We start from the raw sequence: 14,140 nt of genomic DNA, 5'->3' as shown, positions 1-14,140 counted from the left end.
ATGACGTCGACAGGGAGGATCATCGCAGCCGCAGAATTCCCGGCTTTGGGATTAACTCGCGGGAGAACGCGCGCGGTGTCGAATTTCACACGCCTCGTCATCGACGAGGACATCTGGGGCGCCTCAACGTTTCGAACTGCTATAAACTCCTACCCCTTCCGGAACTGGGAGGTCATGTCGGTCCGTTTCGGTGCTGCTTCTCGAAGAGCCAGAATGTATCTTCTCAGCTGAGCGATCGAAATGGAGGTGCGGGTGCCTGTAGAGATCGAGCGCAGATTTCTGACCAGGAACGACGCCTGGCGTCGCGCCGTCGTTAGAAGTGCGCGCCTGCGTGATGGGATTGTGGCCGCCAGCGACGGGCGAAAAGTCCGGGTTCGGCTTTATGAGGACCGCGCCACCCTGACGGTGAAATCCCGGCAGGAGCGCGGGCGCCGCGCCGAGTTCGAGTACGAGATCCCCATTGAGCATGCCCTGGAAATGCTCGCGCTCCACTGCGGCGCCGATACAATCGAAAAAACCCGCCATCACGTACCGTTTGGAGGCTTTGATTGGGAAGTCGATGTCTACGAGGGTTTGCTTGCGGGCGTGATTATCGCCGAGGTTGAGCTCGATCACGGCGAACAAGTCTTCGCAATTCCGGAATGGGCAGGCGAAGAAATCACGGACCGCCCCGAGTTCAAGAAGATCAACATGCTGAAGGCGCGCCGGGCACTCTCTGCGCGCGCCTCGGCGCCGATCGACATCGCAAGGCGCTGAGGCCATTGATTGTGCTCAAGATCAAATGACGCAATCGCCCGATTTCAACCGGCCGCCGTGATGTCCCTTATGGCGCTCCCAAAAGCTTACGTGCCCCGGGGCAACTGCGTCGCACAGTTGCGAACGGTTTCAGCTGGATGGTCTCACCTTTGAGCGGAGGGCTCGATCGTCTCGGCGGCGCCGGTCTCGAGGATGCGCGCGATCGTCCTGTTCCAGAACCCGAGATCGTGGCAGCGCAGCGCCGCATCGGCGAGATACCAGGCGCATCCATCGGCTTCCGTCTCCGGCTCGCCCGAGCCATGAACCTGACTGGCGAAAACATCCAGCGACTGCACCAGGATTTTGGCCTGTTCCGGCTTCAGTTCGATCGAGCGCCCGCGGCTCAAGCGCCCGATCAGCCGGCCGACCTCGAAGGATTCGCTCATCGTTTCGAGATTCCGGTGCACCTCGCCCGGATTGAGATCGCCGTCGATCGCGACGCGCATCAGCGTGGGAGCCGACTGCCGCGTCGCGATACCGTTCGCCACGTCGAGGCCGTCCGCGAATTCGATCGGCGCACCTTCGCGCACTGAGCCCGACCAGCGCCCCATCGCCCCCTCATGCGCCCTTGCACGGAGTTCGTGATCGGCCAGCCCGCCAGCCTGCTCGCGATGATCGCGTTCGAGCGTCGCAACAATCTCCCTGCGCTCTGCGGAGCCCGGCAGGCTCTCCCCCAACCGGTTGGCAACACGAACGGTCTCGGCCTTGCCGACATCGCGGGCATTGTCGACGCCGAAGAACTCTGCCGCCAAACGCCGCCCACGGTCGATCAATCCCTCCACGCGACCGATCTTGCGGCTGCCGTTCGGGTCGGAACCTTCACGCCAGACAGCTTCGCCGATCGCCTCTTTCGCCCGTTCGTTTGCTTCTGCGGCGGTCAGCAGGCGGGCCTGGTTGTTTCGGGCGAGTTCGGCGGCCTTCTGAGCCGTAACAAGCCGGAAGGCTTGCGTCTCGAGTGCGGCCTTGGCGGCCTTGACGGGCTCGGTATCGGGAGGACGGTGCGCGGCGTTCGCCTCGCGGTCCTCCACCGCGACCGGCGCGATCACCAGCGGGCGCCCGGCCTGAAACATCGCGCGGTGGTCCGGAGCCAGGAACGGCAATAGCGCCGGCAGCGACTTCGTCGATACCGCCAGTAAGACGAATTCTTCAGTCGGCATCAGCCGGATAAGATCGCGCACCTCGCTTTCGCCCGCTTCATCGATCAGTGCTGGATCGAAGATCGCGAAGGGCTCTCCGCGAGACCCGAGGAGCCAGAGCTGAATCCGTAGCAGGACTTCGATGTGATCTGGGGCGTCTTTGGGCTTATTGTGATCGGGCATGATGGACCTCAGACGTGCGATGACGAAGGAAGCAGCGGCCGGCGGCAGCTTTCGCAAATCACGCGGATCGCGGGCTTGCCCCAGATGTTCAGTCCGCAGCCGGTGCAGGTGTAACGGGTCTTGCTGGCGGTCTTTTTGGCGCGGACCGTCTCGCCCCTCTCGTCGTCGCCCCGCTGGACATAGGCGACGAGGATGCCGGAGCGCAGCAATGCTTCGCAAACGCGGTCAAAAGGCCCCCCGGGCTGGATGAAGTGCGTCACTCGCCGCCCGGTCTGTCGACCGCCGGACTTGCCGGTATGCGAGGGGGTTAGGCCGAGTTCGACCATCTTCGCTGCCCATTCGCGATTGTGATAGCTGGTGCTCGGCGGTTTTCCGAAATGGTGCTGCCAGAGGTGGGCCATCTCGTGGACGAGCGTCGACAGGATGCCTTTGTCGTCCCGCATCGCGAATGTTGCTGGATTGAGCGCGATCTCGTCCGTGATTTCGGTCTGATCGCGCGAGCCGAAGCGGCTGCCGTGAAAAAAGCCGCGGGCACCTTTCTTGCGCTGCATCGTGATCAGGCAGCCCGGTAGCGAACCGGCAAAGAGATGCTCGTTGAAAAATCCATACGCCGCGACCAGATGCCCATAAGCCAAAACCGTAGGATCATGGCGCGAGGCGGATCCGGACTTTGCATCGTACGACGTAAGTTCCGAGATCATCATCCGGTCGCCATTGCCGGGTCGCGCCGGTTGATCGGTGGGCACGATGTTGGTGCCGATATCGTCTGGGGTGATTGCCATGCCGAAATCATGGTGCGGTCGGCGGGGAAAACTTTGGGATTAACTCGATTTGCCCGGTGGGGGCGCTCGGTCCGGCCATCGCCGCAACGCGCACGGGCGTCGCGGCCGAATGCGCGAGCAGCGGGGTCCTTTAACCCCGCTGCCATGGATGGGATGTGGAATATCCAGCGCTCCCATCGGCGGCGACCACCCCATCCGCACCCGTCGTCGCGGTCGCTCAGGGCCTGCGCGGCGGAAATGGCGCGATTGGCGCGTTGACGCCTTCGAGCGCCAATCCGTCAAATTCGCCGAGAGCGGCATCTCCCCAGAGAGCCTGAATGGGGATATCCACGAGTAGAGTGGCGCTATCGTTCTGATGAACGCGCAGGTAACGCTCGCCCGTCGACCGCGCCAGGCAATGAGCCAGATCGAGGATGATGCGAGCCGTACCGGCATTGGCCCGTTCCATCCACCGTCGCACGGCGAAAGCCAGCGCTTCAGCGATCCGACCGGCCGTCTCGGGCGGTTCCGGCAAGCCTCGCGGATCGCTCAGATCAATCTCGTAGATGAGCGGATTTTCGCCCTCGATCACGACAATGCACAGGCCCCACGCGGCCTTGCCCACCGGTGCGACCAGACCCGCGACGCGCAGCATGTCGATCGCGGGAAGGTAGCCGCTGGCGAAGAGTTCGACCGGGCTGTATTCTTTGAACATGGCTCCGATCCTGCTCTGCAGAATAGCAAGAGCTTCCGGAGAAAGAGCGTTCAGCTTGTCGCGCAAGACATCGGCATCGACCGTCAGCTCCGTGAAGCGCATCACCCGGCGCAGGACGGACCCTTGGTCGAGGAGCTGGGGGGCGAGAATATCGCCGAGATGGTTCTCGGCGAGATCGCGCCCCATCGCGCCGGCGACCGTCACCTGCATTTCGCAGGCGGAGAAGCTGTCACGCAGGGCATCAGGCAACTCGGGAACAGCGAAAGCCCCGATCGTGTGCTGTTCGAACGACTGGGAGACCGACTCGGGGAGCGGGATCTTGGTGGTGGAGAACAGATTATTCCTGTTATTCATGTTTCACCTTCTGGATTTATTTGGAGGCATGTCGCTGGCCTGATGAAAATCGGCATCACGACGATGTTTGGGGGCTGGCGCGGAGGTCGCGCGCGCACCAGAAGCGCGGTTTTGCGAGCTATGGCGGGACGCCGCTGGCTGCGAACAGCCGGCGCTCGCAACCGACCGGCTCGACGAGCGCAAGGCCGGCCGCGTACGAAGCCGGCGGCCGGATGGGCGCAGGCGACGAGACGATCGATACGGAAGATTGACGGGCGCGCGGCATAGCGGCCTCCGCGAGGAGGTTTCCGCTGCCGCCATGGAGCCCCGCCGGGCTCAAACGGATGTCGACGACATCCGACTCACAGTGCAGTCACGACCGGTTGGTTATCGGTCGCTGGTCTGGCCCGCGACGGCCATCGTTGGCCGTTGGTCCGGGGTTGCAATGCGGCTCCCGGCGCCGCCGCGAAGCCGGCGTCGGGTGACGCCGTCATTCGCGCTGGTGGTGCCTAAAGCACGGTCAGACCTCGCCAAGATGATCCGAGGCATCGACGACGTCAAGCGTCTCGGATGCCCTGTTTTCCGAATGGATAACAACAGGTCAACCAGAACGCGCAAATCGATCCGTCCGATCATCTGCGATCTGTTGCGCGCCTATCGCCAATGGAATACCTTTTTGCCTCCTGCGTGACCTCGGACATGGTCAACCGGCTTCAGCAGGATGGCAGGGCCGGCATTGCCGATGGCGTCTTTCATCCGCGATGTGCCGCGCAGCATGAGCCGGACAAAGTGAGAGGTCGGACGGACGTTCCATGACGGGTTTCAGACAGGGAGAGAGGCTCCCGGCGCCCGTCAGAGGTTTGTGCCATGACCATGCAGGTGCTCGACGCCCGCCGCGACGCGAGCGGCGGCTACAGGGTGGATGCCAGCCGCGGCGAGCGGATCGGCCGGGTGTCGTCAGAGTGGTTTTCGAGGCCGGCGGACCAGCGCTATCTGTCGCTCACGGAGCTCCATGCCTCGGTGCGCGAGCGTACCGAACGCAGCCGTACTCGGACGGTCGAGAGCGCCGCGATCCGGGTCGAAGCGAGCCGCAACGATCCGGAGCGGCTGACGCTGATGCTGCCGGGTGCCAATGCGCCGGTGGCGCCGACACATTGGAGCTTTGGCCAGCTTGCGAGCCTGGTCGGCGCGCCGGCGTCCTATCTGCGCCAGCTCCCGGCGCCACTCGCGGCCATCAATCTGCAATACGGCCTGACCTCGCACCGCGCCGAGCAGGTCAAGACGCTGGAGATCGCGGACGGCCGCGTCGAGCTGCGCGCCGCCACCGGCCCCGATTACGGCCGAATCTTCGACCATGAGCTGGTCGCGGCCGTGCAGCGCATCGCCGGTAACGGCACCGGCGACACGCGCTGGAAGGTGCCGGGCGTGCTCGACTGGTCGACCGGCATCTACCATCCCAGTGTCGATATCTCCAAGGACACCACGACGCTCTACGCCTCCGATCGGGACGTCTTCGTCTTCCTGGTCGACGACATGAACCCGATTGAGGCCGGCCGGCTGCCCGACGGTTCTCCGGACCTCTATTTCCGCGGCTTCTATTGCTGGAACTCGGAGGTCGGCGCCAAGACGCTGGGCATGGCGAGCTTCTATCTGCGCGCCGTCTGCCAGAACCGCAATCTCTGGGGCGTCGAGGATTTTCAGGAGATCACAATCCGCCACTCCAAATACGCCGCCAATCGGTTTGCCCATGAGGCGGCGCCGGCACTGACCCGTTTCGCCAACTCCTCTGCCGTTCCCTTCGTCAACGGCATCAAGGCGGCGCGGGAGAAGATCGTGGCGAAGACCGATGAGGATCGCAGCGATTTCCTGCGCAAGCGCGGCTTCTCCAAGGCCGAGACGGGGAAAATCATCGAAACGGTCCTGGCCGATGAGGGGCGCCCGCCGGAGAGCGTGTTCGATTTCGTGCAAGGGATCACCGCGGTCGCACGCGACAAGACCCATCAGGATGCCCGGCTCAACCTGGAGGGGCGGGCCAAGAAGCTGCTGGATCAGGCGCGCTGACCCCTGGGCATTGTGCCTGGATTCCCGCGCTCGCGCTTCTCTTGATCGTCGGTTTGCGGCGCTGCCCTCCAGTGAGAGGGCGGCGTTTCGCTTCGTGACGGGTCCGCAGGTCGGGAGAGAGACACCAGGCCGCCCGTCGCGGAGTAAACTCGATGGCTGCTGTGAAGAAGATTACGCTCTCACCCTCGCGCGACATCCCCTTCGACAGGCTGGTGCTGAGCCAGGCGAATGTCCGGCGCATCAAGGCCGGCGTCTCGATCGAGGAACTGGCCGAAGATATCGCCCGGCGCGGCCTGCTTCAGGGTCTCAGCGTCCGGCCCGTCCTCGACGCGGCCGGCATCGAGACCGGACTGTTCGAGATCCCGGCCGGCGGCCGGCGTTACCGGGCGCTGGAACTTCTGGTGAAGCAGAAGCGCCTCGCCAAGACCGCACCCATCCCCTGCATCGTCCGCGAGGGCGGCATCGCCGAGGAGGATTCGCTGGCGGAGAACGTCCAGCGCGCGCCGCTCCATCCGCTCGACCAGTTCCGGGCCTTCCTGACGCTGCGCGAGAAAGGCCAGTCCGAGGAGGAGATCGCTGCCGCCTTTTTCGTCTCGGTCAACGTGGTGAAGCAGCGCCTGAAGTTGGCCTCGGTCTCGCCGGTGCTGCTCGATATCTATGCCGAAGACGGCATGACGCTCGACCAGCTCATGGCTTTCACCGTCTCCGGCGATCCTGAGCGTCAGGAGCAGGTGTTCGAGCGGCTCCAGCATGGCCATGGCAGGCAGCCCTATGTCATCCGCAGGATGTTGACGGAAGGCGCGGTCCGCGCTTCGGACAAGCGAGCGCAGTTCATCGGCGTGGAGGCTTACGAGGCCGCGGGTGGCACCGTGCTGCGCGACCTGTTCCAGGGCGATGATGGCGGCTGGCTGCAGGATGTCGCGCTGGTCGATCGCATGGTCGCCGAGAAGCTGAAGGCCGAGACCGGGACGATCGCCGCCGAGGGCTGGAGATGGATCGAGGTCGCGCCGGAATTCGCCTACGGCCATAATTTCGGCCTGCGCCGGCTGCGCGGCGAGACCGTTGCGCTCACGGCCGAGGAGGAAGCGACCCGCAACGCCCTCCAGACCGAATATGGCAGCCTCTCGGGCGCGTATTCGAGCGCAGACGAGTTGCCCGGCGAAGTCGACGAGCGTCTGAGCGAACTGGAAACGGCGCTCGAAGCGTTCGAGAGCCGGCCGCTCGTCTTCGATCCGGTCGAGATCGCCCGCGCCGGCGCCTTCATCAGCATCGCCCATGACGGGCGGCTGCAGGTCGAGCGCGGCTATGTTCGTCCTGAGGATGAGGTGCCGATCGAGCCTGACGCCGACGACACCGAGGCGAACGCCGTTCGGGCTGCCGCCGCTCAGCGCGGCGGCGACGCCACTGTCGCCGTCGAGGTCGAGGAAACGGACCCGGAAGAAGACGAGGGCCTTTCACCGATCTGGGATCGGCTCCTGACAGAACTGACCTCGCATCGCACGCTCGCCTTGCGCCAGGCGCTCGGCGATCGCCCGGACGTCGCCTTCATCGCGGCGTTGCACGCTCTGACGCTCAAGGTGTTCTACCGTTACGCCTCGGAGAGTTGCCTGGAGCTCGACCTGAAGAGCGTCGCCTTCAGCTCCCAGGCGCCGGGCCTGAACGACAGCGCCTCGGCGGAAGCGATCCGCGTGCGGCACGACAACTGGGCCAATGCGCTTCCGAAGGACGCAAGCGACCTTTGGGACGCCTTGCAGTCGTGGGATGGTGATAGTCAGGCCGGCCTTTTCGCCCATATCGTCAGCCTCTCGGTCAACGCCGTGCACGAGCCGTGGAACCGCCGGCCGCGGGCGCTCGCTCATGCCGACAGTCTGGCCGGCGCCGTCGCTCTCGACATGGCGACAGCGGGCTGGCGACCGACCGTGGAGAACTTCCTCGGCCGCGTCACCAAAGCTCGCATCCTGCAGGCGGTGGGCGAGGCGAAGGGCCAGCGCGCGGCCGACCGTATAGCGCATCTGAAGAAGGGCGACATGGCCGCCGAGGCCGAGACTCTGCTGGCCGAAACCGGCTGGTTGCCGGAGCCGTTGCGCACACCGGATTCTGCTGACGGCGCGGACGAAACCGGAGCATGCGACACGCGCGTTTCCGATGACGACCGGGTTTCGACAACGCTCATCGCCGCCGAATGACCGTCCCGAACATCCGATCGGCCCGCCGGCAACGGCGGGCCTTTTCCTCGTCGAGGTGTCGTCATGGCGCAATCCCCGCAGGATCTGGCGCGCCGCCTCGGCCAGCGCGCCGAGGCGGTCTGCCGCCATTATCTCTCCAGCGGCCGATGCTGCGGTCGCTACTGGCTCGTCGGCGATATCCGCAATACGCCGGGTCGCTCGCTCTTCGTCCGTCTCGTCGGTTCCGAAACCGGTCGCGGTGCCGCAGGCCGCTGGAGCGATGCCGCCACTGGCGAACATGGTGACCTGCTCGACCTGATCCGCGAGGCGCACGGGCTCATCGACTTCCGCGACGTTGCCGAGGAGGCGCGACGTTTCCTCAGCCTGCCCCATCCGGAACCGGAGCGGCATGCCGATCGCGCCGCCCAGCCTGGCTCGCCCGCGGCGGCCCGGCGGCTCTTCGCCATGTCGCAACCGATCGCCGGCACGTTGGCACAAACCTATCTGCATCGGCGCGGGATCGCCGATCAGACCGATCTGCCGAGCCTGCGCTTCCATCCGCGCTGCTACTATCGCCCCGATGCGAGCGCGCCGACCGAGACCTGGCCGGCGCTGATCGCCGCCGTCATCGATCTGGACGGCCGGATCACCGGCCTGCATCGCACGTGGCTGGCACGCGACGGTTTCGGCAAGGCGTCGGTCGGCACGCCGCGACGGGCCATGGGTGATCTGCTCGCCCATGCCGTCCGTTTCGGCGTTGCCAGCGACGTGCTCGCAGCCGGTGAAGGTATCGAGACGGTGCTCTCGGCGCGCTCCGTTCTGCCGCGCATGCCGATGCTGGCCGCCGGCTCGGCCGCGCATCTCGCCGCCATCCTGTTTCCGCAGGGACTGCGCCGTCTTTATATCCTGCGCGATCGCGATCCGGCCGGCAGCGCAGCCTGCGACCGACTGAGCGGGCGGGCGACGAGCGCCGGCCTCGAGACCGTGGTGCTCTCGCCGCGGCAGCGGGATTTCAACGAGGATTTGCTGCAGTTCGGCCAGGCCGCGCTCAGGGCATGGCTGCGCCTTCAACTCGCGCCTTAGGATGTCAGCCGGTTCCTGATCCCGGCAGGCTAATCCGGAAAGGGAGGAAGACGGGCGGCGGTGTGGCCGTCACGCCCCACGTTGTCTCACGTCGATGAGGCCGCGCCCGGCCTTCGGGAGGGCGATCGGCCCACAAGTCGGTCGGCCAGGCAATGGCCGCGGCCGACGATTTTCCGGCGCGCGGGCAGGCCCGCGCGTTCCATCGCGAAGCAAAATCGCCGGCCTTGGCCATCGAGGCCCTCGCAAGGCGAGGGCTGCCGGCCCGCCCGTCCCGTGGGCTTATCCGTCGCCGCGAAGGCCGCAAGGGCGCGGCCAGCCCGACGAAGGAGACCACGCCGATGCCCCGCGATCCGGACCATCACCACGAACCGCACGCCTCATCCCCGACCGCACAGGTCCTGACCGGCCTGCAACTCTACGGCTACCATCCGCGTCCCGACGAGCCCGATCCGCGCCCGCTGCCGGACGAGGCCGACCTCACTGGTGCCGTCACCGAGATCTTCGATGCGCTCGCCGGCACACTCGGCGACAGCCGCCTCGAACCGGAACTCGACGATCTGCTCTGGTCGGCGGTCCAGCTCTTCCACAGGGCCACCGGTCGGATCGAGCGCGAGCTCGACCGCAACGAGCAGACGCAGCGTCGCACCCAGGCAGAACAGGACGGCAGCGAAGTGCAATCCGTCATCCTCGAACGCCTGCTCGTCGACGCGCAGAACTTGATCGAGCGTCGCGACGCCTTCGAGACCATGCGGAACGAGGCCGCTGCTCACTACGAGCGCCATATCGGCACGCCCTGGCGCCCGCGTACCGGTTCGATGGTCAACCACAAGACCCTGACCGCGGCGATGATCGACAGCCGCGACTTCCTGATGGCGCGAAAGCGTGCCGAACGGGAAGTGCTCCTGCCCGCCGGGCCAAAAATCGCCTTCACGGGCGGGCTCGATTGCAACGATCACCACCTGATCTGGGATGCGCTCGATCGCGTCCATGCCAAATATCCCGACATGGTGCTGCTGCACGGCAAATCGGCCAAGGGCGCGGAGCGGATCGCCGCCTGCTGGGCCGACCATCGCAAGGTGCCGCAGATCGGCTTCGCGCCCGACTGGACGCGGCATGGCCGGGCAGCGCCTTTCCGGCGCAACGACGCCATGCTGGACATCCTGCCCGTGGGCGTCCTGATCTTCCCCGGCACCGGCATCCAGGACAATCTCGCCGACAAGGCGAAGAAGCTCGGTATCCCCGTCTGGAGATTTGGCGGCGACTGAGACGAGCGTATGGAGCCCGGCCCCAGCGCCGAGCTAGGCCGTCCTTCTCTCTGTTACCGCGATCTTACCGGCAGGCGGCTCGCGTCAAGGACGAGCGGTCCCCCCAATTTTGCGATCCGGCGAAGCCGGACCAAAATCGGCTCCCCCGCCCGCCGGCAGGCCGGTCGCTGCGCGATCCCTGACCCGATCCTCCAACACCTGGTCGGCGACCTGCGTCATCGAGACAACGGAGGTTCACCATGACCAATTTCTTCGACATCCACGCCGACATCGCCGAGCTGCGCGCGGAACTCGCCGAGTGCATCCTCACCCGCCGGGAGCGCGCTGCGACCCTGCAACGCCTCGAAGCCTTGCTTGCAGAGGTCGCGCGACTCCAGAAGGAGGAGGAAGCGTAAGCTCCCTCCTGTCTTGCGGCCGGTCGCACCGCCGCGGCCGGCGTCGTCCTGTTCAGCCGACAATGGCGATTCCCCGCCGGAGATGTTCGGTTGGGCAGGCGTGCTGCCCGCCTTGGCTCCGTCAGGCGAACGCGGAACAGCCGATCCCGTCACCTCATCGTCGAAGACGGGCAGGTCGGCCGGAAAACCGGATCGACGACTGCCGCTCACCCAGGCCGCGCAGAGCGTTTGGCGCCGGGCGTCATCATCACCCCGGTCGGACTGAGGCAGGCGAAGCGGGAGCATTCCCGTCGGAACGCCTCACGATGATCGCGCTTCACAGCCCCGACGTGATAAGGGCGAACCGGCAGCCGGCGAGCCCCGGTGCCGGTCACCCGAACCCGCCGGGCCCGGCCAGCTTCTCCTTGACCCGCCAGTCGCGCGCTCCGAAACGGCCTCTCCAATGGGCTGATCTGGCCGAAGGACGGCTGGCGCCTCGACCGCCTCAGGCGCAACAGCTCCGTCGAAACTTTCTTCCCCTGAGGGGCCACCCCACGCGACAGGTCGCGCGGGGACCCCGAACCCCTCATTCCTCGCGAAACAAGAAACTTCCTCCTCTGCTGTCAGGCCCCCTGTCGGGGGTGCGCCGGCGCTCGCCTTCGGCCTGCCGATCGCCATCGAGGCCGCAACGGTGCGGGCTCGAAGCAGACATCAAGGAGAACCACCATGGCCACCATCGGCACCTTCAAACAGACCGCTACCAACGAGTTCGCCGGCGACATTGTCACCCTCAGCGTCCAGGCCAAAGGTGTCCGCATCGTCCCGGAGACCCGCGTCACCGGGGAGAACGCTCCCAGCCACCGCGTCTTCGTCGGCCGCGCCGAAATCGGTGCCGCCTGGTCCAAGCGCTCCAGCGAAGGCCGCGATTATCTCGGGCTCAAGCTCGACGATCCCAGCTTCACCGCCCCGATCTTCGCCAACCTCTTCGACGACGAGGACGGCGAGAGCTACAGCCTGATCTGGTCCCGCCCCAGCCGCCGCAACGGCGAATGAGACCACCGACGACGCCCCGCCGGACGCTTCCGGCGGGGCGTCGTCATTCAGGCCGCAAGAGTGGAATGAGCCGGGCGGCGCTGCCGCTCCGGCAGTTATTCGTCCCGCCGGAGCCGGGCGGCACGTTTCATATAGGCGAGCAGCGCATCCCCCTCCGGCTGCGCGTCGCTCTTTTCGGCGACGTCGGTCACGCGTTCCGGCTGCTCGCGCAAAGTGGCGGGACTGGCGTTCGTTGGCTTCGCGGGTTGCCGTTTGCCTCGACCGAGGGCGGGCTCGGAGTTCCTGCGCGATGGCTCCAGCCGGGCTGGCTGTTTCGGGGATGCAGGCACTAAATATTGGTGCTCCGCCGTCTGGCCCGCCGCCTGCCGCTCAGCAGGTTGCTTGCGCCAGACCAGCGATTGCAGATGTCCCCGCGACAGCGGGCGTCCATCGCTTCGGGTCGCACCCGCACGGAACAGCAGCGCGACGATGTCGTTCCATTCCAGGCCGCGGCGACGAGCCTGCTCGAACCAGCCGAGATGGACGTCGATGACCCTCGCCAGCTTCAGGCGCTGCCCGTCCGGTCCCTGCATATCGGCCGCGATCGCTTCTGCTCCTTGCAGCAGATTCACATCACTGATCACCGACCGCTTCGCCATTCCCCTGCCTTCATCCCCGCCGATTGCAACAAACCACGCCCATAGGCATGCTCTCACATATAACATCATATCGCATCAAATCGAATTATATCAGGTCAAAATAAATTAAGTTAAATTTTTCACACCTGTGCACCTATCGAGGCGCCCGCGCCCTAGCGCAGATCATGTGGACGGGCTGGTTCCCGCAGGTCCACGTCAAGAGCCGGCAGTGCCGGCTGTGGCGTTAGCGCTTCGCGCGTTTCTCAAATCCAGCCATCCGGCCACGGCTCGCTCGGGTCCACATCCCAAGCTTGAATCACGCCGCAGCGGTCGCCGCCACCGGGATCGGCGTCATGAAGTTCGAGCGGGCGTACTTCACCAGCCCTTCGACCTTGCCCTTGTCGTTGCCCTTGCCCGGGCGCCCGAACCGGTCCCGGAACAGGTAGTGGCTCACCAACTCGGTGAAGGCCCGCGTCCGCTCGCGCCGGCCATCGCCACAGATCTTCACCACCGCAATACGCGTGTTGTCATAGAGGATCGACAGCGGCACACCGCCGAAGAAGCCAAAAGCCGAGACGTGACCGTCCAGGAACGCTTCCGTCGTCTCCCGCGAATAGGCCTTCACGAAGCAGCCGTCCGACTGTGGCAGGTCCAGGCAGAAGAAGTGGATCTTCTACCGCACACCGCCAATCACCGCGGTCGCCTCGCCAAAATCGACATGGGCGTGCCTGGGCGGATGCGCCAGCGGAACGAAGGTCTCGCGGCCCTGCGCCCGGCAAAGCCGCACATGGTCCTTCACCACCGTGTAGCCGCCGGTAAAGCCGTGCTCGTCCCGAAGCCGCTCGAAGATCCGCTTCGCCGTATGACGCTGCTTCACCGGAGACGCCCGATCCTCATCAAGGATCGCCTCGATCACCGGCAGCAGCGGACCGAGCTTCGGCTTCTCGACCGGCTTCGTGCGCGTGTAGCCCGACGGGATCGAGAACCGGCACATCTTATCGATCGCGGCTCAGCCCGAACACGCGAGCTGCTTCCCGCCGGCTCTGCTTCTGGTTGAAAACGAAATCGCGAACCGCCGCGTAGACCGCCACAGCGAACATCCTCGCCGACCCCAAAAAAGGATCAGACTAGCCAGCGGACGGATTTTACGCCGCCCGCGCCCGCACAAGCGCCGGCGCTTCACTGGATGGTTTTCTCACCGCCATGCACACCCGTTCTCGTCGTCGAAACGGCTGGTGCGAATTCTCGGCCCGGTTGTTCAACTAGCGGCCGGTTTCCCGTTTTCGATGGCTCCAACGTGCTTCAGGGCCGCGTCGTAGGACGGCAAACGGTCTGTAACGATCGCTTCCGTGTGACCGTACCGCCACAGCGATTTCCTGAGAGCCCGATTTAAAAGGAATTGAGCGATATTAGCAGGTTGTGATTGCCGTTTGGTGCTGAATCAAATGGGGTTTCCGATGACCTGGACCGATATCGCTCGTGCCGAGCATGACCGTGATCGCCGGTCGTGTCCCATAGCGTGGTGTAGCTGACGGTGGTCACCGGCGATTGCCGGTTAGGTTTGGGTTGTGAACGCCAACCCTGAACCGAGAGATCCCC

Annotated in this window: 10 protein-coding genes and 1 pseudogene; 7 read left to right on the top strand and 4 right to left on the bottom strand. The window is 65.3% G+C overall.

The window, feature by feature from the left end; all coding sequences use genetic code 11:
- Positions 1-240 precede the first annotated feature (240 nt).
- Positions 241-756, top strand: coding sequence for a CYTH domain-containing protein (locus tag ACFPN9_RS15810; protein WP_066721966.1), 516 nt, complete (start codon positions 241-243; stop codon positions 754-756).
- Between the two features lie 1,366 nt (positions 757-2,122).
- Here ACFPN9_RS15810 and ACFPN9_RS15805 read toward each other — a convergent pair.
- Together ACFPN9_RS15805 and ACFPN9_RS15800 are read right to left on the bottom strand one after the other, a co-directional pair.
- The gene (locus ACFPN9_RS15805; RefSeq protein ID WP_245282271.1) at positions 2,123-2,896 is read right to left on the bottom strand and encodes a SprT-like domain-containing protein; all 774 of its coding nucleotides are present in this window, start codon (positions 2,894-2,896) and stop codon (positions 2,123-2,125) included.
- Positions 2,897-3,113: 217 nt separating this feature from the next.
- Positions 3,114-3,944 (bottom strand): hypothetical protein, encoded by an 831-nt coding sequence (locus ACFPN9_RS15800; RefSeq protein ID WP_066721970.1) that lies wholly within the window; start codon positions 3,942-3,944, stop codon positions 3,114-3,116.
- An 846-nt stretch (positions 3,945-4,790) separates the two neighbouring features.
- Between ACFPN9_RS15800 and ACFPN9_RS15795 the strand changes: the two genes are divergently transcribed.
- From ACFPN9_RS15795 to ACFPN9_RS15770, 6 genes are all read left to right on the top strand, one after another.
- Positions 4,791-5,984 carry a hypothetical protein gene (locus tag ACFPN9_RS15795; RefSeq protein WP_066721972.1) on the top strand — a complete coding sequence of 398 codons (1,194 nt, stop codon included), beginning with the start codon at positions 4,791-4,793 and terminating at the stop codon, positions 5,982-5,984.
- A 152-nt stretch (positions 5,985-6,136) separates the two neighbouring features.
- Complete coding sequence (locus tag ACFPN9_RS15790; protein WP_066721974.1) at positions 6,137-8,170, top strand: ParB/RepB/Spo0J family partition protein; 2,034 nt, start codon at positions 6,137-6,139, stop codon at positions 8,168-8,170.
- Positions 8,171-8,233: 63 nt separating this feature from the next.
- Positions 8,234-9,232 carry a DUF7146 domain-containing protein gene (locus tag ACFPN9_RS15785; protein WP_066721976.1) on the top strand — a complete coding sequence of 333 codons (999 nt, stop codon included), beginning with the start codon at positions 8,234-8,236 and terminating at the stop codon, positions 9,230-9,232.
- A gap of 338 nt (positions 9,233-9,570) precedes the next feature.
- A complete protein-coding gene (locus ACFPN9_RS15780; RefSeq protein WP_066721989.1) occupies positions 9,571-10,497 on the top strand; it encodes a DUF2493 domain-containing protein in 927 nt (308 codons plus the stop codon).
- Positions 10,498-10,736: 239 nt separating this feature from the next.
- Positions 10,737-10,892, top strand: a complete 156-nt coding sequence (locus tag ACFPN9_RS15775; protein WP_156446573.1) for a hypothetical protein — start codon at positions 10,737-10,739, stop codon at positions 10,890-10,892.
- Between the two features lie 705 nt (positions 10,893-11,597).
- Entirely contained in the window at positions 11,598-11,924 is a 327-nt protein-coding gene (locus ACFPN9_RS15770; RefSeq protein ID WP_066721978.1) for a DUF736 domain-containing protein, read from the top strand.
- 95 nt (positions 11,925-12,019) lie between these two features.
- On the opposite strand, the gene ACFPN9_RS15765 is transcribed toward ACFPN9_RS15770, so the two are convergent.
- Both ACFPN9_RS15765 and istA read right to left on the bottom strand, forming a co-directional pair.
- Entirely contained in the window at positions 12,020-12,562 is a 543-nt protein-coding gene (locus ACFPN9_RS15765; protein ID WP_066721980.1) for a hypothetical protein, read from the bottom strand.
- A 298-nt stretch (positions 12,563-12,860) separates the two neighbouring features.
- A pseudogene (gene istA, locus ACFPN9_RS15760) lies at positions 12,861-13,641 on the bottom strand (IS21 family transposase); the annotation flags it as partial.
- Positions 13,642-14,140: the final 499 nt, after the last annotated feature.

Origin of the sequence: Allobosea massiliensis (genome assembly GCF_042655245.1) — a bacterium.
Lineage (GTDB): Bacteria > Pseudomonadota > Alphaproteobacteria > Rhizobiales > Beijerinckiaceae > Allobosea > Allobosea massiliensis.
This window is presented reverse-complemented; position numbering and strand designations above follow the sequence as displayed.